The sequence below is a fragment of the Streptomyces sp. NBC_01171 genome (assembly GCF_045039805.1).
GTDB lineage: Bacteria > Actinomycetota > Actinomycetes > Streptomycetales > Streptomycetaceae > Streptomyces.
Window position 1 is genome coordinate 532,792 of sequence record NZ_CP108609.1, and the last position, 23,244, is coordinate 556,035.

At 71.1% G+C, this 23,244-nt stretch carries 19 protein-coding genes and 1 pseudogene; 12 read left to right on the forward strand and 8 right to left on the reverse strand.

What is annotated here, in order from left to right; translation table 11 throughout:
- The first annotated feature begins 68 nt into the window (after positions 1–68).
- The 3 genes from OG448_RS02465 to OG448_RS02475 all read left to right on the forward strand — a co-directional run bounded on the left by OG448_RS02465 (position 69) and on the right by OG448_RS02475 (position 3,082).
- A complete protein-coding gene (locus tag OG448_RS02465; RefSeq protein WP_405551201.1) occupies positions 69–929 on the forward strand; it encodes an alpha/beta fold hydrolase in 861 nt (286 codons plus the stop codon).
- A gap of 181 nt (positions 930–1,110) precedes the next feature.
- A complete protein-coding gene (locus tag OG448_RS02470) occupies positions 1,111–2,316 on the forward strand; it encodes a cysteine desulfurase-like protein (RefSeq protein ID WP_405551202.1) in 1,206 nt (401 codons plus the stop codon).
- 76 nt (positions 2,317–2,392) lie between these two features.
- Positions 2,393–3,082: an HAD family hydrolase gene (locus tag OG448_RS02475; protein ID WP_405551204.1), complete on the forward strand. Its 690-nt coding sequence runs from the start codon at positions 2,393–2,395 to the stop codon at positions 3,080–3,082.
- 23 nt (positions 3,083–3,105) lie between these two features.
- Here the strand turns inward: OG448_RS02475 and OG448_RS02480 are convergent, their stop codons facing one another.
- Positions 3,106–3,489: a hypothetical protein gene (locus OG448_RS02480; RefSeq protein ID WP_405551205.1), complete on the reverse strand. Its 384-nt coding sequence runs from the start codon at positions 3,487–3,489 to the stop codon at positions 3,106–3,108.
- 112 nt (positions 3,490–3,601) lie between these two features.
- Between OG448_RS02480 and OG448_RS02485 the strand changes: the two genes are divergently transcribed.
- The 3 genes from OG448_RS02485 to OG448_RS02495 are packed head-to-tail and all read left to right on the forward strand — an operon-like array spanning position 3,602 to position 6,276.
- Positions 3,602–4,762 carry an FUSC family protein gene (locus OG448_RS02485; protein WP_405551206.1) on the forward strand — a complete coding sequence of 387 codons (1,161 nt, stop codon included), beginning with the start codon at positions 3,602–3,604 and terminating at the stop codon, positions 4,760–4,762.
- A gap of 57 nt (positions 4,763–4,819) precedes the next feature.
- On the forward strand, positions 4,820–5,005 hold the full coding sequence (locus tag OG448_RS02490) for a hypothetical protein (RefSeq protein WP_405551207.1): 186 nt from the start codon (positions 4,820–4,822) through the stop codon (positions 5,003–5,005).
- A 17-nt stretch (positions 5,006–5,022) separates the two neighbouring features.
- Positions 5,023–6,276, forward strand: a complete 1,254-nt coding sequence (locus OG448_RS02495; protein ID WP_405551209.1) for an acyl-CoA dehydrogenase family protein — start codon at positions 5,023–5,025, stop codon at positions 6,274–6,276.
- Between the two features lie 31 nt (positions 6,277–6,307).
- Here OG448_RS02495 and OG448_RS02500 read toward each other — a convergent pair whose 3' ends face one another.
- Entirely contained in the window at positions 6,308–6,847 is a 540-nt protein-coding gene (locus OG448_RS02500) for a hypothetical protein (RefSeq protein ID WP_405551211.1), read from the reverse strand.
- 160 nt (positions 6,848–7,007) lie between these two features.
- On the opposite strand from OG448_RS02500, the gene OG448_RS02505 reads away from it, so the two are divergent.
- Positions 7,008–9,557 (forward strand): hypothetical protein, encoded by a 2,550-nt coding sequence (locus tag OG448_RS02505; RefSeq protein ID WP_405551213.1) that lies wholly within the window; start codon positions 7,008–7,010, stop codon positions 9,555–9,557.
- Positions 9,558–9,747: 190 nt separating this feature from the next.
- Complete coding sequence (locus OG448_RS02510; RefSeq protein ID WP_405551215.1) at positions 9,748–10,212, forward strand: VOC family protein; 465 nt, start codon at positions 9,748–9,750, stop codon at positions 10,210–10,212.
- 75 nt (positions 10,213–10,287) lie between these two features.
- On the opposite strand, the gene OG448_RS02515 is transcribed toward OG448_RS02510, so the two are convergent.
- Together OG448_RS02515 and OG448_RS02520 are read right to left on the reverse strand one after the other, a co-directional pair.
- Positions 10,288–11,082, reverse strand: a complete 795-nt coding sequence (locus tag OG448_RS02515; protein ID WP_405558647.1) for an ATP-grasp domain-containing protein — start codon at positions 11,080–11,082, stop codon at positions 10,288–10,290.
- A 93-nt stretch (positions 11,083–11,175) separates the two neighbouring features.
- On the reverse strand, positions 11,176–13,518 hold the full coding sequence (locus tag OG448_RS02520; protein ID WP_405551216.1) for a discoidin domain-containing protein: 2,343 nt from the start codon (positions 13,516–13,518) through the stop codon (positions 11,176–11,178).
- Between the two features lie 229 nt (positions 13,519–13,747).
- On the opposite strand from OG448_RS02520, the gene OG448_RS02525 reads away from it, so the two are divergent.
- Positions 13,748–14,170 carry a hypothetical protein gene (locus OG448_RS02525; RefSeq protein WP_405551217.1) on the forward strand — a complete coding sequence of 141 codons (423 nt, stop codon included), beginning with the start codon at positions 13,748–13,750 and terminating at the stop codon, positions 14,168–14,170.
- 20 nt (positions 14,171–14,190) lie between these two features.
- Here the strand turns inward: OG448_RS02525 and OG448_RS02530 are convergent, their stop codons facing one another.
- On the reverse strand, positions 14,191–15,108 hold the full coding sequence (locus tag OG448_RS02530) for a LysR family transcriptional regulator (RefSeq protein ID WP_405551218.1): 918 nt from the start codon (positions 15,106–15,108) through the stop codon (positions 14,191–14,193).
- Positions 15,109–15,220: 112 nt separating this feature from the next.
- On the opposite strand from OG448_RS02530, the gene OG448_RS02535 reads away from it, so the two are divergent.
- From OG448_RS02535 to OG448_RS02545, 3 genes are read left to right on the forward strand one after another with little or no spacing between them, the layout of a single operon-like run.
- Entirely contained in the window at positions 15,221–15,958 is a 738-nt protein-coding gene (locus OG448_RS02535; RefSeq protein WP_405551219.1) for an acetoacetate decarboxylase, read from the forward strand.
- Positions 15,959–15,996: 38 nt separating this feature from the next.
- Positions 15,997–16,968: a 3-hydroxyacyl-CoA dehydrogenase family protein gene (locus tag OG448_RS02540; protein WP_405551221.1), complete on the forward strand. Its 972-nt coding sequence runs from the start codon at positions 15,997–15,999 to the stop codon at positions 16,966–16,968.
- 33 nt (positions 16,969–17,001) lie between these two features.
- Positions 17,002–18,489 (forward strand): CoA transferase, encoded by a 1,488-nt coding sequence (locus tag OG448_RS02545; protein ID WP_405551222.1) that lies wholly within the window; start codon positions 17,002–17,004, stop codon positions 18,487–18,489.
- Between the two features lie 51 nt (positions 18,490–18,540).
- Here the strand turns inward: OG448_RS02545 and OG448_RS02550 are convergent.
- From OG448_RS02550 to OG448_RS02560, 3 genes and pseudogenes are all read right to left on the reverse strand, one after another.
- Positions 18,541–19,314 (reverse strand): annotated as a pseudogene (locus OG448_RS02550) (GH12 family glycosyl hydrolase domain-containing protein); the annotation flags it as partial.
- 33 nt (positions 19,315–19,347) lie between these two features.
- Positions 19,348–21,471 carry a glycoside hydrolase family 6 protein gene (locus OG448_RS02555; RefSeq protein ID WP_405551223.1) on the reverse strand — a complete coding sequence of 708 codons (2,124 nt, stop codon included), beginning with the start codon at positions 21,469–21,471 and terminating at the stop codon, positions 19,348–19,350.
- 263 nt (positions 21,472–21,734) lie between these two features.
- Positions 21,735–23,222, reverse strand: a complete 1,488-nt coding sequence (locus OG448_RS02560) for a dienelactone hydrolase family protein (protein WP_405551225.1) — start codon at positions 23,220–23,222, stop codon at positions 21,735–21,737.
- Positions 23,223–23,244 lie beyond the last annotated feature (22 nt).

The window sequence follows — 23,244 nt, forward strand, 5'->3', positions numbered from 1 at the left end:
CCACAGAAACACTCCTCACGGCGTAATATCTCGCTCATCGAGATTATCGCTCATCGAGAGGGATACCCGTGTCATCGTCCGAGTTCGACCTTGCTTACGACGAGCTGCGCGCCCGCTGGCCCGAGTCCACCGAGGAACGCGACGTGGCCACGCCGTACGGGCCCACCCGCGTCCATGTGTACGGCCCCGCGGACGGCACCCCGCTGGTGCTGCTGCCCGGCGGCTCCGCCACCGGCCTGACATGGTTCGCCAACGCACCGGCCCTCGGCGAGCGTTACCGGGTCCACGCGGTCGACCTGCTGGGCGACGCCGGCCGTACCGTACGCCGGGGCACACCGTTGAAGAGCGCCGACGACCTCACGGCGTGGCTGGACGCGCTGCTGGACGGGCTCGGACTCCCCCACACCCACCTGTGCGGGCACTCGTACGGCGCCTGGCTTGCCGTCAGGTACGCGCTTCACGCGCCGCAGCGCGTCGAGCGCCTCGCCCTCATCGACCCCACCCAGGTCTTCGCCGGGTTCCGCCCCGGCTACCTGCTGCGCGCGCTGCCCACGCTGATCCGGCCGAGCGAGGGCCGCGCCCGTGCCTTCCTGGCCTGGGAGACGGGGGACGACCACCTGGACGACACCTGGCAGCGCCTCTACGCGCTGGCCACCACCCTTCCCGGCCGCAAGCTCGTCGCCGGTGGCCGCCAGCCGACCGCCGGCCTCCGCATGCCGGTGCTGGTCCTGCTCGCGGAGCACAGCCGTGCCCATCGCGTCGGCAAGGTCGCCGAGAGGGCCCGCCGGACGCTGTCGAGGGGCGAGGTGGCAGTACTCCCCGGCGCCACCCACCACTCCCTGCCGTTCACCGCGCCGAAGGAACTGAACGACCGGCTGATGGATTTCCTGGCCCGTGACCACCAGGACAGGGGCACCGCAGCCCGGTGACCGGATCGCGGGCAGGCCGATAGTGCTGTCCGGATGGGATACCAGACAGTGGAATCCCGCACCCGCCGCAGGCGGTCTGTCGGCGGCGGCCACCTTCTGCGACGATCCGACCGGACCGCCGCCCGTGCCGCAGGTGAGGTACCCGCCCGGCGGCCCCGACACCGCGACACGAGGACCCTTCGTGACCTACGACGTCAACGCCCTGCGCGCTCAGTTCCCCGCCCTCGCGGCCGGTATCGCACACTTCGACGGCCCCGGCGGCACGCAGACGCCGACGCCCGTCATCGAGGCCATCGCCGGCGCCCTCAGCAGCCCGCTGTCGATCCGGGGTGCGGTCGCCCCCGGCGAGATCAACGCCGAGCGGATCGTAGGCGACTTCCGGTGCGCGATGGCCGACCTGCTGGGCGCCGATCCGGCCGGCATCGTCTTCGGCCGCAGCGCCACCCAGCTCACCTACGATCTCGCCCGCACCCTCGCCGCGCAGTGGACGGCGGGTGACGAGGTGATCGTCTCCCGGCTCGACCACGACGCCAACGTCCGGCCGTGGATTCAGGCCGCGGAACGGGTCGGCGCCGTCGTCCGCTGGGCGGAGTTCGACCCGGCGACGGGTGAGCTGCCGCCGGAGGCCGTCGGCGCGGTGCTCTCCCCGCGCACGCGACTGGTCGCCGTGACCGGCGCGTCCAACCTCATCGGGACCCGGCCCGACCTCCGGGCCATAGCGTCCCTCGTGCACGAGGCCGGCGCGCTGCTCCACGTCGACGCCGTCCACCTCGCCGCGCACGCCCACGTCGACGCAGGTCACCTCGGCGCCGACTTCGCGGTCTGCTCCCCGTACAAGTTCTTCGGCCCGCACCACGGCGTGCTCGCGGCCGACCCCGCGCTCCTCGCCACCCTGCGCCCCGACAAGCTCGCCCCGTCCAGCGACGCGGTCCCCGAGCGCTTCGAGCTCGGCACCCTGCCGTACGAGACCCTGGCCGGGACCACCGCGGCCGTGGACTTCATCGCGGACCTCGCCCCGAGCCGGCAGGGCAGCAGGCGAGACCGGCTCCGGTCGGCCTACGCGGCGATCGAGGCCCACGAGAACGCGCTACGCGAAGCCGCGGAGGAGGGCCTGTACGCCCTGGACGGAGTGACGACGTACTCACGGGCGGCGCACAGGACACCCACGCTCCTGCTGACCTTCCGGGACCGGCCCGCCCTGGAGGCCTACCACTTCCTCGCCACCCGCGGCGTCCACGCCCCGGCAGGCTCCTTCTACGCCCTCGAAGCCTCCCGCCACCTGGGCCTCGGCGATACGGGCGGTCTGCGCGTGGGCCTGTCTCCCTACAACCACGCGGAGGACGTGGAACGCCTGGTCGCGGGCCTGGCCGAGTTCCTGAAGAACTGAGCGGTCGCCGCCGTTCACCTGGGGGAAAACGGGTACCCGGCAGGAAATGCAGGCGCGAGGAGACGAGGTGCGTTCCATGCCCCCCACCGATGACCAAGGCGCGGCGCGTGCCGCCGTGTTCGACGTCGACGGGACCCTCGTGGACACCAACTACCTGCATGTCGCGGCGTGGTGGGAGGCTCTGCGGCAGGCGGGGCACGATGTGCCGTCGCAGGCGATCCACCGGGCCATCGGTCTCGGTTCGAGTGATCTCGTGGCCCATCTGCTGGGCGCGGACCGGGCCCGTGAGGAGGCGGAGGCGCTCAGCGCCGCCCACAAGACGCTGTACGGGCAGTACTTCGGGCGCCTGACGGCCCTCCCGGAGGCCGGGCGGCTGCTGCGGCGCCTGGCGGAGGACGGCTGGAAGGTCGTACTGGCCACCTCGGCGGGCGGTCAGGAGCTGTCCGCGCTGCGGACCGCGCTCGACGCCGACGAGGCGATCAGCGGCATGGCGAGCGCCGACGACGTCTCGCAGGGCAAGCCCGCCCCCGAGCCGGTCGAGAGGGCGCTGGAGCTGGCCGGCGCGGCACCGGAGCGATCGGTGTTCGTCGGCGACACCGTGTGGGACATGCAGGCGGGCAGCCGGGCCGGGGTCACCTGCGTGGCGCTGCTGTGCGGCGGGATTCCCCGCGAAGACCTGGAGAAGGCCGGCGCGGACGTGGTGTACGACGGCCCGGACCGGCTGCTCGCCTCACTCGCCCAGAGCCCGCTGGGCGGCCGCCCCTGAGGATGCGGTTTCGACGGCTTGTGTCACTCGACAGCCGAGCACCCCGTACGCTCCATGGCCTTGCGGGCGGCGAGGTAGCCCGCGATCTTGAACGCCAGTTCATGAGAGCCGAACGTGTCGGCGCGGGCGTGCCGCAGCACGACCCGAGTGGCGATGACGACTCCGTGCTCGGGCAAGCTCAACTGCTCCTCGATCCCCCTCGCAGCAGCCGCGAAGAAGCGGGGCAGGGCCTCGGCGGGCTCGTAGTCCACCCTGAGATCCCGAGCCACCTCGAAGACGAAACCTTCCGCCGCGGGCTCGAAATCCACCTCGATATCGGCGAACTGCGGCGCGCAGTTCTGCCGGCTGTGCAGCACCCGTACGCCACGGATCGGATACGGCGGGAACCGGGACGGCTCTGACGTCATGCGGGAACGCTACCCGCGCCCGGTGTGACGGCCACCATCCGCATACCCGGAGCGCAGGGGGTACCCGCCCTACCTGTACGGATGTGATGGGCACGAGTTCGAGGCGATGCGCATGGAGTGGTTGCGGAGCTGTACCGCGTGGGTGAAGCGGGCGTGGAGTACGCCGGGGCACGAGCGCAACACGGTGCTGTTGGTCGGGAAGAGCGCGCTGGCGGCGACGCTGGCGTGGTGGATCGCGCACGATCTGCTGAACGCGGCCTCGCCGGCGTTCGCGCCCTTCTCCGCCGTGCTGATCATGAACGCCACGGTCTACAAGTCGGTCTGGCAGGCCCTGCGCTACACGGCCGCGGTCACCGTCGGGGTGGCGATCCAGGCGGCCATCGGATTCCTCGCCGGTCCGGATCTGTCGGCGTTCGTCCTGGTCGCCGTCATCGCCCTGTGCATCGGCCAGTGGCCGGCCCTGGGCGAGCAGCGCTCCCAGGTCGCCACCGCGGCCTTCTTCGCCTTCTCCACCTACGCCACCGCGACCACCACCGCCGACAAGGTGAACCAGCTCGGGCAGATCATCCTGCTCGTGCTCATCGGATGCGGGCTGGGCGTACTCGTGAATCTCTGCATCGCGCCCCCGCTGCGGTACCGCAGCGCCGAGCACGGGCTCCAGGTGCTGGCCGGGCGGCTCGAGACCCTGCTGGACGACATGGCCGACGGCCTGTCCACCGGCGACGTGGACGCGGACCGGGCCGCCAAGTGGCGCAGGGCCGGCGAGCGAGCGCAGCACGCGGTCGGGCAGGCCCGAGCGGGGCTGCACACGGCGGAGAACAGCCTCCCCCTCAACCCCCGCCGCCTCCTGCCCGCCCACCGCGGCCACCTCGGCTTCGACCGTTACCGGCAGAGTGTCGACGCGCTGGAGCGGGCGGTCTACCAGCTCGGTTCACTGACCCGGAGCCTGGGCCGCTGGCGCGAGACGGAGGACACGTACACCTACGCCCCCGCCTTCAAGGCGTACGCGGATTTCGCCGCCAGTCTGCGCGACATCGCGCACGTCATCGCCGAACTCGACAGCGACACCCTGGCCGAGCAGGCCCAGGAGATGTGCCGGCTCGCGACGACCGCCCAGGAAGCGCTGCAGAAGGTGCTCGGCGCCGCCCATGACAACGAGCTGCCCCTCTCGGACGCCTCGCGCCCGTACGGCGTCCTCGTCGTGGAGGCCACGCGGCTGATGGAGGAGTTCCAGAACACCTGCGACGTCCTCAAGGACACCGCCGAGGAGTAGACCCTCGTGGCGCTCACTCCGCGCTCGGCAACAGTGGAGCCCGGGTCAGGCATCCCCATGTTCGGTGAGGCAGCCGTACTGCGGGGACTGACGCAACTGACGGGGAGGGCGGCGGCCACCGCGCCGCCCCGGATCACCCTGTGGATTCCGTCACTCGGGATCTTCGACAAGGTCTACGCGCACGACATCGCGGGCACCGGTGAGCAGCACGCATATCCACCAACCATGCCGTGCGCGACTTGAGAAGAAGAGGGGTCGTCATGACCGGACAGCAGCAGCGCGACCACGCCGGGCAGGGCCATGGGCACGAGTGGCCCGCCGTCACGGTCCACGAGGCGGACCCGGCGGCCGTGGAGGCCGACTTCTACCACGTACGCGAGACGGTCGGTCCCGAGGACCAGGAGCTGCTGGCGACGGTGCGGGAGTGGGCGCGCAAGAACGTCGCCCCCATCGCGGACGACTACTGGGAGCGCGGTGAGTTCCCGCACGAGCTGATCCCCCAGTTGCCCGAACTCGGCATCGCGGGGCTCCAGTTCAAGGGTTACGGTGCGCCCGGCCGGGGCGCCCTGCTGGCCGGGCTCGTGAGCATGGAACTCTCCCGCGTCGACCCCTCGTTCGCCACGTTCCACGGCGTGCACAGCGGGCTCGGCATCGCCTCGATCATGGAGTGCGGCTCCGAGGAACAGAAGCAGCGGTGGATACCGGAGATGCTGCGCTGGGAGCGGCTGGCCGCGTTCGCCCTGACCGAGCCCGACGTGGGCTCCGGCACCTCCCGCGGGCTGACCACCACCGCCCGCCGCGAGGGCGACACCTGGGTGCTGAACGGGCGCAAGAAGTGGATCGGCAACGCCACCTTCGCCGACCTGGTGATCGTCTGGGCCAAGGACGAGGCCGACGGCGAGGTCAAGGGCTTCGTCGTGCAGCAGGGCGCCGAGGGCTTCACCCCGCACCGCATCGACGGCAAGGTCTCGCTGCGCACCGTGCAGAACGCCGAGATCGAACTGCGCGACGTACGGGTGCCGGAGGCGGACCGGCTCCAGGAGGCGAACTCCTTCAAGGACACCGCGAAGGTGCTGCGCGCCACCCGGCTCGGTGTCTCATGGAACGCGGTGGGCTGTGCCATGGGCGCGTACGAGGCCGCCCGCGCCTACACCCTGGAGCGCGAGCAGTTCGGCAAGCCGATCGCCGCCTTCCAACTGGTGCAGGACCAACTCGCCCGCATGCTGGCCGACATCACCGCCTGCCAGACCATGAACGTACGGGCGGCTCAGCTCCAGGACGCCGGTCAGCTCACCGACCAGCAGGCGTCCATGGCGAAGATGTTCAGCACCACCCGCACCCGCGAGGTCGTCGCCCACGCGCGCGAACTGCTCGGCGGCAACGGCATCCTCCTGGACCACGAGGTCGCCCGCTTCTGGGCCGACGCCGAGGCCCTGTACTCCTACGAGGGCACCCGCGACATGAACTCCCTGATCGTGGGCCGGGCGGCGACGGGGATCAGCGCCTTCGTCTGAGGCACCGGGCGGCGGCCTCGAACCACGCTCGTCAGCAGCCGGTGCCCCGCGGGCTGAACTCCAGGCGTGCGTGGTCGTCCGCGGCCAGGGCGTCGGTGTAGGTCGTGTGGGTGACCCGGTACCAGACGTCGTCGTGGGAGCGGTTGCCGCCGACGTCGTCCAGGCGTACGCACCAGTGCTCGGGCCGGGTCACCCGTCGGTACGTCTCGGTCCCCTGACGGACCTTCCCGCAGCGCTGGTAGTGCTCGGTGGTGTACCAGGTCCGCACCGAGCGCCGCTTGCCCGAGCCGGTGCGGCGCGTGTGGGTGACCCGGCGGGTCGCGCCGGTGCAGCGTCGTACCAGGTGCGGCCTGGTGGCTTTGGTGGTCACGGCGGAGACGTGCCGTACGCCGTCGCGCAGTCCGGACACGGTGTCCGGTGAGGGGGTGGTGGCGCCGTCCACGGTGCGGACGTGGCTGCCGCCGCCCGTGGACGCTCCGGCGGCGTCGCCGGCGGCCGCGCCCGAGCAGCCGCCCAGTCCCGCCATGACCAACGCCGTCACTCCGGCCACCGCCAGTCGCCTGCTGAACATCGCTCCCCCTCCGTGCACGGACGCGCAGCGTAACCGACCGCCGTCCGGCCGGGGCGAGCACCCCAAGCCTGACGGCGTACAACCAAAAGGACAGGTCAGTGGTCTCAGGTGCGTCCGGCGTCCGCCCGGCTGCCTTTCCCCCCCTCTTCCCAGGAGCACCATGCGCCTCAAGCAGGTCTCGCTCGCGGCGGCGATATCCGTCGTCGCGGGGCTGACCACCGCCACCGTCGGCCTCACCGGTCCCCTCGCCTGGGCCGACGGTGCCGACGCGTTGCCGCTGTCGCACTACGCCCACATGGTGGTCGACGGTACGCACCAGCACCTCTTCTTCAGCCAGGGCGCCGGCACGACCGGCGTCGTGGTGACCGACCTGTCCGGCAACCCCGTCGCCACCGTCGACGGTGAGCAGGGCGCCGACGGTCTCGCGCTGTCCGCCGACGGCAGGACGCTGTACGCGGCCCTGACCGACGGCGACGCGATCGCCGTCATCGACACGGCGACGCTCACCGAGACCGGCCGCGTCGACACCGGCAGCGACAGCGCCCCGGTCTCCGTCGCCGTGGCCGGCGGCAAGGTCTGGTACAGCTACACGGACGCCGACGGCAAGGGCACCGTCGGCTCGCTGGACCCCGCCGCCCCCGCACCGACCCCGCAGCCCGGCATGCCGCACTGGTCGGCCGCCCCCCTGCTCAGCACGGGTGGCGGGGTGCTCGCGGTCCAGGGCGCCCAGCCCTACACGACCCTCGTCGCCACCTACGACGTCTCCTCCGGGACCCCCTCCCCCAAGGCCGACATGGGCCTCGGCGGCGCCGCGACGGGCCCCGTCAAGGTCACCGCGGACGGCACGAAGCTGCTCGTTCCGCAGTCGGCATCCGTGTACGTGTACAGCACGGCGGACCTCGGCGCCGCCACGCCCCACGGGTACTACACCGGCGGCGTGAACTCCTCCCCAAACGCCGTCGCGGTCGACTCCGACGGCACGATCGCCCTGGGCGCCCCCGCGGGCTCGGGGGCGGGCGCCTACGTCTACGCGGGCGACCAGATCGCCGAGAACCACTTCACCTTCCCGGCCGGCGCCGTCGCGCCCGACGGCCTCGCCTGGGGCACCGACGGCCGCACGCTCTACGCCGTCACCCGCGACAACGGGTCCTACGCCCTCGACGTCCTCGGCGACGCAAAGCTCACGGACACCGAGCTGTCCCTCAACTCCCCGTCGCCGTACGCGATCCCGACCCAGCGGTTCACGCTGAACGGAACGGTGGGCGGCCACGGCTTCGTACCGGCCGGCGCCACGCTGAAGGTCACTCGCGACGGCGTCGGGCTGCCCGACGCGACGGTGGGCGCGGACGGCTCGTTCGCCATCACCGACACCCGCCAGGACGAGGGCGGCTACAGCTATGAGGTGTCCTACGCGGGCGACGCGACGCACCGGCCCGCGACCACCTCGCTGAAGGTGTGGGTGTCCAGGATCGGGACGACCATCCCGTACCCGGAGTTCAGCTCGGCGGCACCGCACAAGGTGGCCTTCACCGGCACGGTCATGACCGACCTGAGCCGCGGCCCCTTCGCCCAGGGCACCGCCGTCCAGGTGACCCGGACGAACGAGGACACCCATGAGTCGACGCGGCTCCCCGCGGCCCCGCTCGACCCGGCCACCGGCGGGTTCACGGTCACCGACGACCCGGGAACGGCCGGATGGTTCACCTACAGCCTGTCGTTCGAGGGTGACGCCACGCACCAGCCGGGCGCGAACGACATCAGCACCGTCATCTCCCCCTACGCCCCGGCCCTCACCCTGAAGGCCCCCGCCACCGCCACACGCGGCGCCGCGCTGACCTTCAACGCCCGGCTGGGCGACGGCCCGTACGGCAGCGGCGAGACGGTCACCGTCACCCGCGCGGACGCGGCGCACACCACGACGCCCGTGACGTGGAAGGCTCCCGTGGCCGCCGACGGCACCATCACGGTCAAGGACACCCCGTCCACCGGCGGCGCCAACACCTACACGGTCGCTTACGCGGGCGACAAGGGCCATCAGGCCGCCACCGCTTCCGCGACCGTCCAGGTCTCGCGCGCCACGACGAGCCTGTCCGTGGCCGCCGACGCCGCGACCTACGCGTACGGCGCGACGGCCACCATCACCGCCCACCTGGGCACCACCTACAACGGCCGTACGGTCTCGCTCTACGCCACGCCCGCCGGCGGCAAGAAGACGCTGGTCAAGACGGGCACCGTGGACAGCAAGGGCAACCTGAGGGCCACGTACAAGCTCACCCACAGCACGACGTTCACCGCGTCCTACGCGGGCGACTACCGCTACGCCCCGGCCACGGCCACCCGTGCCGTGAGCGGCCAGGTGAAGGTCGCACAGTCCCTGAGCGGCTATTACACGAGCACCACGTACAGCGGCACCGCCTACCGCGTCTACCACCGCAAGACGCGACCGACGGTGACCACGACCGTGTCGCCCGACAAGTCCGGCCAGTGTGTGAAGTTCCAGGCCCAGCAGTACTACAGCGGTGCCTGGCACGCCCTCAACACATCGGGCTGCTTCACGCTCGGCTCCAAGAGCGCCGTGGCATCCGAGCTGAGTCTCTCGAACGCGGTCAACCAGAAGTTCCGGGTGCGCTCGGAGTACGTCCGCAGCTCCAAGGACACCACCAACGTGAGCACTTGGGGCGGCTGGCAGTACCTGACGGTCCGGACCTGAGAGCGGGCGCCGCTACTTCCCCGCGCCGGTGCTGGAACGGTGGGGCGAGGGCAAGCCGAGGCTGGCTGACACGGTGATCCCCGGCTGACGACCGGGTGCGCCGTCTGTGCCGAGCGCTCCATCCGGGGATACGTTCCGGGTGGAGTGCTCGGGCATGGGCAGTCCGTCACAGGCAGAGGGAGAAGACAGCGTGGCGATTCAGCGGATGGACAATGTCGGCATCGTCGTGGAGGACATGGATGCCGCCGTCGCGTTCTTCACGGAACTCGGCATGGAGCTGGAGGGCCGGGGGGAGGTGCAGGGCCGCTTCGCCGACCAGTGCACCGGGCTCGACGGCGTCCACTGTGACATCGCGATGCTCCGGACCCCGGACGGGCACAGCCGGCTGGAGCTGGCGAAGTACCGCAGCCCCGAAGTGATCGACGGCGGGCCGCGCGACCGGCCGCACAACATCCTGGGTACGCACCGCGTCATGTTCGCCGTCGACGACATCAAGGACACCGTCGCCCGCCTGCGCCCGCACGGCGCCGAACTCGTGGGCGAGATCGCCCGGTTCGAGGACAGCTACCTGCTCTGCTACCTCCGCGGCCCGGAGGGCGTCATCGTCGGCCTGGCCGAGCAACTGCACGGACCCGCGCCCGAGGCGAGCGAATGAGGCACGGTTACACCAACTGTCTCGCGAGCATAGGGGAGCCCTTCGCAGGTGGGAGCCGTGTTGGACGCATGCGCTTCAGCCGGCCGGGGCGGCGTCCTCGATGTTTCGGCAGAACCGGTGGTCCCGCTCGGACAACCCAGTCCGGGGGCCGGCGGAGCGGAGGACGACGTCCAGGGCTCGGTCGGGGTCGGCGGCGTAGCAATTGCTGAACCAGGCCATGTTCGCCTCGACCACAGCCCACTCGGCGCCGGACTCGGGTGTCGTCAGAAGGCCGACGTCCACCACCACCGCGCTCGGCAGGCCCTCCCCGCACCTGGCCAGGAGATCGTCCGCGAACTCACGGACAGCGGCTTCGTGTCGGTGGCCCTCCAGTGGCTCGGCGTCGAGACGGCCGAACATGGTGTACTGCGAGCCCGTGCGGACCCCGCCGTCCAGGACGTACAGGCGGAACTCCGCCGCCCAGGTCACCACGTCGCTGATCAGCACCGGCGCGTCGGGACCAGGCGGGAGGTCATCGCCGGTGGAGTAGACGGCGGCCGGGAAGCTCTTCTCTCTCGGTGGCTTCACGAAGGCCGGTCGGGACAGGCTGCGTGCCTCGCTCAAAGTGGATATGGCGATGTGTCGTCCCGTGTACTCGTACGGCAGGGTGGCCAGCCAGTCGTCGGACGGTTCCAGGAGGGCGACCTCGAGGTCGTCCGCGACGCGGGCCGCGAAGGCGGGGCCGCCGTAGTAGTGGGCGCCTCGCCTCCCTGTGGGGGCGCCGCCGAGTACCTCCACGTACATCCCCCGCCGCCGCGCCGACGCCGAGAGCAGCTCGGACGTCGTGGTGTACTGCGGCGCCAGCGCCAGGAAACCTTGCTTCGTCACGATCACTGACGATGCCACCGCCCCGGCCCGGCGGTCCACCGGCATTCGTACGAGCAGGCGGGCGAGGGAGCACGCCCCCGCCCGCCCGGTGTCGGGTCAGCCCGTGTACGCCTCCAACTCGGAGAGCTGGGCCGCAGGCCAGCCGGTGTTGCCCGTGACGGTCACCCGGAGGTAGCGGGTCGCAGTCCCGGTGAGCGCGATGGTCGCCGTGTTGCCGCTGGACGGGTTGAAGGTGTACCCCGCCGACGGCTTCAGCGTGGTGAAGGTGGAGTTGTCCGTGCTCCCCAGCACGCTCAGCGTCTGGGTACGGGTGGCCCACGCCGCTGCCGGGGGGAGCTTGAGAACGACGCGTTTGACCGGCTCGGCGGCACCGAGGTCGACGGTGACGGACTGCGGGAAGGCGTTGTTGGCGCTCTCCCAGTAGGTGTCCGCGTTGCCGTCCACGGCCTTGGTCGCGGGGTAGACGTCGGTGTGGCTCGTCTCCGTGACCGGCCGGTTCTTGGCCAGGTTGAGGGTCGGGTCCGTCGGAGGATCGGTGGGCGGGTCGGTCGGCGGGGTGGTGGGGCCGCCGCCGGGCACTCCCCCGTTGGTCCACTTCGGGTCCGGCCAGGTGCCGATGCAGGCGGGCGGGTCCGCGTACCAGCCGCTGTTGCCCGTGCCGCGGGTGATGACGAAGCCGGAGCCCACGCAATTGTGGACGGGGTTGGACTGGGCGATGTGCGTGGCCGTGACGTTGGTGAACGAGGCGTTGCCGGGCGCCTGGATCTGGAGCGCGTAGGTGCCGGCGCCGTCGATCCGGACGTTCTCGAAGTGCAGCCCCTTCGTCGCGCCCTCGATGTTCATGATGGCGGCGTAGGAGCTGTCGAGGATCTCGGTGTCGGTGATGTTCACCGTGGCGTCCAGGGCCTCGTTGAGCCCGCTGAACCAGACCGCGCCCACGCCGAACTGCCAGTTGTAGTCGTTGTTCCCGGCCCGGATCAGGGTGTTGCGGGCCGCTGTCGTGGTACCGGAGACGGCCGTACCCTGACCGGAGTTGACGCCGGGGTACCGGTTGGCGACGTGCAGGCCGCCGCCGTTGGTGATGGTGTCGGCCATCACGTTGTCGGAGATGGTGATGTCCTTGCCGCCGTACGTGACGATGTTGTTGGCGAGGATCGGCAGGATCACCGTGTTGTAGGTGAACTTGTTCCTGACGTTCGGGATGTTCTCCGCCCACATGGCGAGTCCGTCGTCACCCGTGTTGCGTACGAACGTGTTGGTGACCGTGGAGTTGGTGACACCCATGTGGAAGTTCACGCCGTCCGCGGTCTGGTCCAGGATGCGGCTGTTCTTGATGGTGAAGTTGTCCATGGGGCCGTCCATCCAGGCCCCGCATTTGGTGTGCTGCATCCACACGTTGTCGACGGTGGAGTTGGACAGCGCGCCCCCGATGGCGTTGACCTGGTCGTCGTCGACGCGCTCGCGGATGTCCCCGAGGATGGCGAAGTCCTTGAGTGTGACGTTCCTGCTGCCGCCCTGGCTCGCGTACTTGCCGTACACGCCCACGGCCTTCGCCCGGTTCACCGGGTCGCGGCCGGTGAGGACGCTGTACCAGGGGCCCGCGCCGGCCAGGGTCACCTGGTCGACGACTATGTGGTCCCGCACCTGGAAAGTGCCCTGGGGTATGTAGACCGCCCTGCCCTGCGCCTTGCCCGCGTCGACCGCCGCCTGGATCTTGGCGGTGGAGTCGGCCGCGCCGGTCGGGTCGGCGCCGAAGTCGCTCACCACGTCCAGGGCGCCGGACGGCCTGCCGATGGGCGCGCCCACCTGCTCGAAGTCGGCGAGGTCGACGGTGAACGTCGGTGAGGCGCTGGTGGACGACACCTGGAGGCGCACCTTGGTCCCCACCGGCAGGGTCGAGCCGAGCAGGGTGCGGGTCTCGTCGTAGAAGTGGTGGGGGTTGGTGTCGCCGGGGTTGTTGTTGAACGGATAACCGCCGTAGTACCAGCCGTACTTGGAGGTCACCGGGACGGACTTGAGCTGGCTTCCGTCGATCTTCAGGTCGAGGCTCGCGTCGCGTCCGGTGCCGGCCGCGTTGTCGGGCAACGAGTAGCGGAACGACATCGCGTTGGCCGGAGCGGTCAGGGTGAACTCGACGTACTCGCCCGGCGCGTCCAGTGTCACCGCCTGCCGGCCGGACGCCTCGGAGGGGAGGTGTCCGTAGAGGCGGTCCGGGCCGATGAGAGTGCCGTTGGTGGCCGCGTACTCGGCCTCCTGTTCCTTGAACGGGACGGTCGCCCCGCGGCCGGATATGCCGACCGGGGAGGGGGCGGGCACTCCGGCCGCATGTGCGTCGGGTGCGAGCGCCACGGCGACGAGCGTGCCGGCCGCGGCCAGCGCCATGGAGACGGTCGCCGCCAGAGTCCGGCGCAGGGGTCTGCCGTTGGGGGGTGAGGTCATGGTGTGCGTCCTCAGGGCTCGTGGGGTGAGCGGACGCAAGAAAGCTAGGAGCGTACCGAAATGAAGTCTATGAAGCTGCGCAAGATTGTTACAGGACGACGCAGATTCTCGACGATCCACAGGCCACCCACGCTGGTGATCCACATGGCAGGATTGCCGGGCCGCGCGGGAAACGTCGTCTACGCGCTGCTCAGGAACGTCCTTGGAAGAAAACGGCTGGGTCCCAGGCATGACTGCTGAGTGGTACGTCCTCATCGAAGAGGACACGCGGGTGACGGAGTACGTCGACGGCAACCAACTGAAGCTGCACCGCTGGATGTTGACGGGCACCCATCACATCGACGGCGACGAGGCGCAGGCCCGCGCGGTCGCCGAGGACGCGGCTCTGCACTACGTACCTGGCACCATCGCCCGGCACGCCAGGCCGGGGGACGAGCCGGCCCGCCATGCCCTGCTCGCCCAGGACGGGGCATGGGTGGTGATCGTGCGGCAGCGCCACCGCGAGTGCCGCATACGCGTGACGACGGCCCGCCTCATGTATTCCCACGAGGAGAAGGAAGCGCCGCCGAAGACCCTCAGGGAGTCCCTTCGCGGCGCTCTACAGGCCCCGCCACCCCTCCCGAAGCCCTGGACGCCGCCCGGGCAGGCGTGAGGGCTCGGCGCCTGAACTGATCACCCGGCCATGCGCCGCGTGATCAGCTCCAGCAGCCGCATGACCGCCGCGTCCGCGTCCGGGCGGCGGATGGCGACCAGAGTCGTCTCCAGGTACGGCGACCCCTCGGCGAGGGGTACGAAGGCCACCTCGGAGACGTGGAAGTCGCGCAGGCGCTCGGGCAGGAGGCTGACGCACAGTCCGGACGCGACGTAGCTGAACAGGCCGGTCAGGTCGTCCGAGACGGCACGGCTGCGCGGGGTGAACCCCGCCTCTCGGCAGGCGAGTTGGACCTGATGGGCAAGGGTCGGCAGCGCGGTGGGGTCCGGGAGGACGAAGTCCTCGTCGCGCAGGTCGCCCAGTCCGATCTCCCCGGCGTCCGCCAGCGGATGGCGGCGCGGCACCGCCGCCGCGATGCGCTCCACCGCGAAGTCGAGGCTGACGAGGTCGGCCGACAGCGGAGTGGGGTCGCGCAGGAAAGCCAGGTCGAGCGCGCCGTTGCGGATCATCTCGGCCAGGGCGACCGCCGAGTCCTGGTGCAGGTGCACACGGAGGCCGGGGAGTTCCTCCGCCGCCGCCCGGAGCAGCCCCGGCAGATAGTGGTGGCTGAGGATGCTCACGTACCCCACCCGGACATCGCCCTCCAGCCCGGCGGCGACGCGGCGGGCCCGTTCGATGGCCGCGGACTGGGAGTCGAGGAGGCGCTGCGCGTCCACGGCGAAGACCTCGCCCGCCGCCGTCAGCGTCACTCCGCCGGGCCCGCGGTCGAAGAGGCGTACTCCCAGGCCGCGTTCAAGGCGCTGGATCGACTGGCTGAGTGGCGGCTGGCTCATGCCGAGGCGCTCGGCCGCGTGCCCGAAGTGCCGTTCGTCGGCCACCACGAGGAACTGTTCCAGCAGTCTCCGGGTGAGCTGAATATCCTCAAGCATATTGCTCATGACCACAGCATATATTGGACGGACAGGGGCGCCGAGGTGTCCACTGGGACGTGAGCGTCACCGGAAAAGCGTGTCGCCCTTCCCCCCACGGCCCTCTCCCCTGGAGGCCCCCATGCGCGAGCAGGATGTCGCCCGGCTGTTCACCACCCCGGTGGACTCCCCGGCCTACGCCCCCACCCGGTACCGCTTCACCGACCGCGAGTACCTCAACATCTACTACCGCACCGACCCAGAGGCGCTGCGCCGGCTGGTGCCCGAGCCGCTGACGGTGACCGACCCGGTCGTCCGCTTCGAGATGATGCGGATGCCCGACACCACCGGACTGGGCGACTACACCGAGGCCGGCCAGCTCATCGCCGTCGAGCACGAGGGCGAGAAGGGCGAGTTCAACCTCGCCATGTACGTGGACAGCGTGCCGGCGATCTCCAGCGGCCGCGAATACAGCGCGTACCCGAAGAAGGGCGGCTCCCCCACCCTCTACGTCGACTCCGACACCCTGGTGGGCACGCTCGACTACGGCACCCTGCGCGTGGCGACCGCCACCATGGGGTACAAGCACCACGCGCTGGACCTGGAGGAGGCCCAGGCGGAGATCAGCACTCCCACCTTCATGGTCAAGACGGTCCCGCACTACGACGGCACCCCGCGCATCTGCGAGCTGGTCCGCACCCGGATCACCGACGTCACCGTGAAGAGCGCCTTCACCGCCCCGGCCCGGCTTCAGTTGTTCGCCCATGTCATGGCGCCGCTCGCCGATCTGCCGGTGCTGGAGATCGTCCGGGCCAGCCACATCGTCACCGACCTGACCCTCGCCCCCGTCGAGCCGGTCTTCGACTACCTCGCCGCCTGAGCGCACCCGAGCGAGAAGCATCAAGGAAGCACAGAACCATGACCTCTCCCACCGAGCCCGTCCCGAACTCCTACCAGCGTGCCGCGATCATCGGCGGCGGCGTGATCGGGGTCTCCTGGGCCGGTCTCTTCCTGGCCCGCGGCATCGACGTGGTGATCAGCGACCCCCGCGAGGACATCGAGGACCTCGTCCGTACGGGCCTCGCCGAGATCACCCCGGCCCTGGCCGAGCTGGGCCTGCCGACGGAGAACCTCACCGACGGGCTCTCCTTCGAGGCCGATCTCGCCACGGCCGTGGCGCAGGCCGACGTGGTCCAGGAGAACGGCCCCGAGCGGCTGGAGCTCAAGCAGGAGATCTGGCGGACGATCGAGGACGCGGCTCCCGCACACGCTCTGCTGGCCACGTCGACCTCCGGCATCCCGGCGAGCGCCATCGCCGCCGCGCTGCGGCAGCCCGAGCGGCTCGTCGTGGGGCACCCCTTCAACCCGCCGCACCTGGTGCCGCTGGTGGAGATCGTGCCGGGCGAGAAGACGTCCGCGGCGACGGTCGAGCGGGCCAGGGCGTTCTACGCCGCTCTCGGCAAGAAGCCGCAGGTGCTGCGCAAGGAGGTCCCCGGCTTCGTCGCCAACCGTCTCCAGTCCGCGCTCTTCCGCGAGTGCGTGCACCTCGTCGCCGAGGGCGTGGTGACCGAGGCGGAGCTGGACGAGATCGTCACCTCCTCCATCGGGCTGCGCTGGGCGGTCGCCGGGCCGTTCCGCACCTTCCACCTGGGCGGGGGCCCCGGCGGGCTTCCCCACTTCATCGAGCACCTGGGCCGCGCCATGGAGGACAGCATGTGGCCGGCCCTGGGCAACCCCACCTTCGACGCCGCCACCGTCACCACGCTCGTCAGCCAGGCGGACGACGCCTTCGGCGGGGGCACGGTCGAGGAGCTGGCCGCCGAGCGCGACCGCGCACAGATCACGCTGATGCGCGCCCTCGGCGAGACACCCGGCCGCGCGCACGCCTGATCCACCGACAACGTACACAAGAGGCGAAGAAACATGGACCTCACCCAGAAGATCAAGAAGGCCATCGCCGACCCGGCCACGGACGACGCATTCGACGTGCACGCCGAGGCCGCGCAGGTGCTCGCGGGCATCGGTCTGAAGCCGGACGCCACCGGCGGTGACATCACCTTCGAGGGCGCCGACCCGGTCGTCCCCAGCACCCTGCGCCTCGGTGCGGCCTCCGGGATCGCGCTGGTCGCGAAGTCGGCCGCCGTCGCCGCGCTGTGGAAGGACCGCACCGGCCGCGGCCAGGACATCCACATGGACCTGCGCAAGGGCCCGCACCGGCTGTGCCCGTTCTACGAGCGGAAGTGGGAGCTTCTCAACGGCTATCCGGGCGGCACCCCGTCGCTGATCAACATGGCCTTCGTCAACAACTTCTACCGCAGCGCGGACGGCCGTTGGATGATGCCGTTCAACATCTATCCGAACATCAAGGTCGCCGCGCAGCGCCTGCTCGGTGTCGGTGACGTGCCCGAGCACGTCGAGGCCGCGATCTCGAAGTGGGACGCCCGGGAGCTGGAGCGGGCCGGTGCCGAGGCCGGGTGTGTGATGCCGATGGTGCGCACGCCCCAGGAGATCCTCGACGAGGAGCAGTACAAGCAGGTGCTGTCCACGCTGCCGCTGGTGGAGATCACCCGCATCGGCGACAGCGACCCCGAGCCGCTGCCCGCCGACCCGGTCGCGCCGCTCGACGGGGTGCGCGCGCTCGGCATGGGCCACATCATCGCCGGGGCCGGTGCCGGACGCGCCATGGCGCTGCACGGCGCGGACGTGCTGAATCTGTGGCGGCCGACCGAGCTGGAGCACGACGTCACGTACAACACGACCGGTGTCGGCGTGCGTTCCGCCACGGTGAGCCCGTACACCGAGGAGGGCCTCGCCCTCATCCACCGGCTCCAGTCGGAGGCCGACGTCTTCTACGCCAACCGGCGCCCCGGCTTCCTGGACCGCATCGGGCTGTCCGAGGAGGAGGCCATCGCCCGCCGCCCCGGGCTGGTCCACGCGACGGTCTCGCTGAACGGGCGGACCGGGCCGTGGAAGGACTACCTCGGCTTCGACCAGACCGCCGGCGCGCTCACCGGCCTGCTCCACCTGGAGGGCGACGGCGACAGGCCCGCCCTGCCGCCCATCACCGTGGTCAACGACTACTTGGTCTCCTGGTTCATGACCGCCGGCATCGCGGAGGCGCTGCGGCGGCGTGCCGTGGACGGCGGCAGCTACCGCGTCCATGTCTCGCTGTCCCGGGTGGCCCTGTGGATTCTCTCCATGGGGATCTTCGACCAGGAGTACGCGCAGCAGATCGCGGGCACCGGCGAGCAGCACGCCTACCCGGACCCCGACCTCTTCACCGCCGAGACCCCCCTCGGCCACTACCAGGGCATCACCGACCAGGTGCGGATGTCCGACACCCCCGGCGCCTACCGCCAGATCCTCGTACCCCGCGGCTCCCAGCGCCCGGAGTGGCTCCCGGCCGCCTGAGGAACCCGGCCGCGCCGGGGCGCTCCCCCTCGCCCCGGCGCGCTTGGGTCAGTTGACGCTCACCGAGAAGTTCGTGACCGCCAACCCCGCGCCGTTCTGCCAGGGTTCGAAGCCCGCCTGGATGCTGGTGAGGTACCAGTCGGGCGTGGCGAGGCCCTGGGAGACGGTGTGGTTGATGAATTCCTTGACGTTGAAGTTCAGGCCGGTCAGGGACGAGGGAGCGACGTAGGAGATCACGTCGTTCTGGCCGTTGCTGCCCCGCCACGTGTTCCAGGTGTGGCCGGCCAGGGAGACCGTGCCGATCTGGGAGCCGATCGGCTGGATGGGGCCCGTCCGGTTGAGCCAGATCATGATCTCGGTCTTGTTGACGCCGTCCCTCTTCGGCGTCGGGTCCAGCCAGATGTCGTACGCGGCGTCGTACACCGCGCCGCCGACGTACTGGTACGCGATGCGGCTGGGCACGCTGCCGATGGTGCTGATCCGCTTGGGGAGGTTCGTGCCCGGCGAGCAGTTGGTGTAGTGGCAGCCCGCGAAGATCGAGGGGTACGACTTCGGGGCGCCGTTGGTGGGCACGGAGCCGTCGGCGCGGGTGAGCTGGAAGCCGTCGCCCACCTGGTTCACGCACTGCGGGGCGGAGGTGCCCCAGGCGTTGTTCTGCACGACGTAGCCGCCGGGCGTGGTGACCGAGCCGAACTGGTCGCAGACCTGTGCGTCCGCGTGGGCGGAGCCCGTGGTGGCGGTGAGGGCGGTGAGGGCGGTGACCGAACCCGCGGCCAGGACGAGGGCGGCCGCGAGGGGCCGTAACTTACGGGAGTTCACGTGCATGGGGGGTCCTTCCGTACGTACGTGGGGGGTTGTCTACGGCTCGACGCCCCAGGCGAGCGTGCCGTTGACGTAGACGGTCACCTTGGGGGCGTCTGCGTACGAAGTGCCGGTGCCCCGGCTGTAGTCGTCGGTCTCGTCGAAGTTCGACCAGTCCGACTTGGCGAGCCGCAGTTGGAGATCACCCGTACTCGCGCCCACGGCCAGCGAGCCCGAGGTGAAGGTGACGTCGAGGGTGCGATCGGCGCCGGTGCGGGCCGCCGTGAGTGCCGTGACGGCCGTCTTCACGGCGGAGCAGCCGAGCTGGGCGTAGTCGCACCACGTCTGGTAGCCGGCCGAGGCGGACTCGCCGGTGAACCAGTAGCGGACCGTCACCTTGGACAGGTCGACGGCGCCGGAGCCGGAGTTGACGAGCTGGACGCCGGGCCTGATCTGGTTGTCGGCGGCCGAGGAGTCGTTGTTCTTGTACTGCGCCTTGAGCCCGGTCGAGCCGCCTCCCCCACCGGATGCCTTGGTGGTCGCGGAGACGGCCGCGGAGGCCGCCGAGACGTTCCCGGCCGCGTCCTTGGCCCTGACGGCGTACGTGTAGCCGGTGGCGGCGGACAGGCCCGTGTCGGTGTACGAGGTGCCGGTGACGCTGCCCACCTTGGCGCTGCCGCGGTAGACGTCGTACCCGGTCACACCCGTGTTGTCGGTCGCCGCGCGCCAGGTGAGGGAGACGCTGTCGGCCGTGGTCGCCGAGACGGCCAGGCCGGTGGGTGTGGTCGGCGCCTGTGTGTCGCCGCCTCCCCCGCCTGAACCGCCCACCGGCGGATAGGCGTTGGCGAGCAACTGCCGGAACTCCGCCGAGAACCAGTGCCCGGCCAGCGGCGAGTTCGGCAGTGCCCCGGTCGGGTTGTTGCCGTTGCGCCCGTTCCCGGCGTACGTGGGGTCGCACATCCGGTCGAAGCCCTTGCCCTCGTCGTTGTCGAGGGGCTGGCTGGCGCCGTCGGACTCACCCGGCGGCTTCGCCCACACGTACGCGTCGATGCCCGTGTCGGGGGCGGTCGCCGGCCGTTCGCCGAGCCCGGCGCCGCTCTGGTTGCACCAGTTCCCGGCATGGATGCGCCGGTCGATCCGGCCGCCGTCGACATAGGCGTCCACGCTGGTCGTGGGGCCGGGACCGGTCGGCCGGGCGGAGCCGCCCCAGCCGTTGCGGGAGGTGTCGATCAGCATGCCGATGCCACTGTCGAAGCCCTGGGCGACGAGCGCGGAGCGCAGCCCTTGCGCGAACGTCGTCTCGTCGTCGTACTGGTTCCAGTCGATCCACTTCGACTGGCGCACGGTGGTGCCGTTGACCGTGTCGGTGATCTTGACGTTGGGTTCGCGGGTGGCCGAGTAGTTGGCCGTGTTGACGATGAAGCCCGTCACGTCGTTGACCGTGGCGCCGCTGGTCGTCGCGGCCTTCTTGAACTCCTGCGCGGACGGGACCAGGTTGGAGTCCCAGCCGAGCCAGCCGTGGTGCCCGGCGTCGACGTAGTTGTAGGCGTTGGGCAGTGCGCCGAGCTTGTGCAGGGCGTAGCCGACGCCCTTCTCGTAGTTGCCGTTGGCCTTCATGGTGGCGCACTGGGGCGTGGAGCCCGCCGTGCCGCCCGCGTTGGTGACGAGGTTGGGCAGCGAGTCGGGCTCGATGAGGTTGACGATGCGCAGGCTCGCGTACGCCGGGTCGGCGAGGACGGCCGCGATGGGGTCTATGTAGTCGGTCTGGTAGCGGCCCAGTTCGTCGGCGCCCAGCTCACCGTTGGAGGCGAGGGCGGCGCAGTCCCGGCCCGGCAGGTCGTAGATCACGAGCTGGACGAGGTTGGCTCCCTGCGCCTTCGCCGCGTCCAGGTGGGCCTTGAGGCCGCGCGCCTCCGCGGTGCCCTTGATCGCGGCGATCCGGTCCAGCCACACGAAGGTCGGCTGGTCCGACACCGCCGAACCACCGGGCTCCGCGGCCGCCCTGGCCGACCAGTCGGGGTTCACATAGGGCTTGGCGCCCACGTAGGGGTTGTCCAGCTTGGCGGCGGCGGAGGCGGTCTGCGGCAGGGCGCTCAGGGAGAGCGTCCCGAGGAGCGCGGCGGCGGCCAGTACGGCTGCGCGTCTGGGGGTGTAAGGGTGTGCGGCTCTACGGGAGGACATCGGGGGTCTCCTGAAGGTCACGGTGAGCGGGTGGGGGGTACGGCATCGCGCTGACGGTGCTCGGCTGTGGGCCGTGCACCTACCTTGGGAGCGCTCCCACCGTGCGACCGCCCAACGGAACTGTCAACACCCGGTGCTCGAACTCGCTTCGCCGGCCACCCGCTCCGCGGCTTCAGGTCCCCCGCGCGGGCTCCGGCGCGGCGATGGTGCCCCGCACCCCGGCACTGGCGATGGCCCAGCGGCGAGGTGCGGGGAGGACGGGATCAGACTCCGAGGCGGCCGAGCACCCGGCCCAGCGCCTCCCGTACGGCGGCACGCGCCTCGGCGGTGTGGTCCAGCGTCTCGAAGCCGTGCCGGCAGTGCGGGGCTGCGATGACCTCCACCTCGGCGCCACACTCACCGGCGGCGTCCAGGAAACGCTCCACGGTCGCATCGAGCACCGGGTCCTCAAGACCTACGCGCGTGAGCACGACCGGCAGGTCCCCCGCACCGCGCACCGCTGCTGCCGGACGGAACCGGTCGCCGTCCGTGCCGTGACCCGGAAGCGGTTCCAGCAACGGGTAGTTGGCCGCGAGGCACCGCAGCCACGGCGGCGGCGCGGACAGCCACGGCGCCGCCAACGGTCCGCAGCCGGAGAAGAACCAGAGGGCCACCCGGTCAGCGTCGACCTTGGGGTGGGCGCGGACGAGGTCGACGGCCGCGGACACGTCCTCGGCGGCGCGTGCGAGGTCGCCCGGCGCGTGCAGCCGGTGGTCCAAGGTGACTCCGACAGCGCCCAGTCGGGCGGCGAGCGCGGCGTACCCGGTGAAGGTCGGCCAGTCTCGCGGGGTCGGCCGGATACCGGCGGGCAGCGGGCCACCGTGTACGAACACCACTGCGGGGCGGCCCTCTTGGGCGTCGGGCAGATACAGGTCGACGTGCTCCATACGCTCCCGTGGCCGGTCCGGCACCTGAAGGACGAACGGCCGCAGGTGGTGGGGTACGTGGCCCGGAGGAAGCGCGAGGCTCTCCCCCTCACCGGCCGCCGCCTGCCGCAGGGCCTTGGCCAGCAGTTCCGGCTCGGACAGCATCGGCCAGTGGCCGGTGGCCAGTTCGAGGAAGGTGTTGCCCGGCTCGGTGAGCAGGCTCAGACGCGGGTCACCGAGGGACGCCATCCAGCGCAGCCGGTCGATGGTCGCGCCGTCGGCCGGGCACAGGACTCCGGTCCTCGGGATACGGGCGGCACTCTCGGAGAGCCGTAGCGGCTGGGTGAAAGTGGCGGCGGACTGCGGCAGGGCCCGCGCGGCGAGCTGGTCGAGTACGGCGGGGGTGAGCCCTTCGGTGCTGCCCAGCCGGTGCCATTCCTCGCGCGTCGGCGGCGGCACCTCGGCCGTGCCGCTCACCGGTCGCGGCAGGGCGGGAAGTACGTCGAGGGCGCTGTCACCGTCCTCGGGCAGCCCGGCCGCGTCCAGGTGGACGACCCGGATTACCCGGTCCCGGCGCCGGTCGGCGGCACCAAGTGCCGGAAGCAGCCCGTAGCCGTGCCCGATGAGCACCACGCGCTCCCCCGCGGCGTCGACCTGGCGGATCACCTCCTCGATGAGCGTCTCCAAGTCGGCCGAGCCCGAGGGACGCCCCCCGGAGAGCGTCGCGCAGAACACCCGCGCCCCCGCCCGCCGCAGCGCGGCCGCCACCCGCTCCCACACCCAGTCCCCCGTGTACGCCTCCGGCACCAGGACGAACGCCGCCTCGGCCCCTGTGTCCACTGTCATCCCCTGTCTCCTCCCGCTGGTC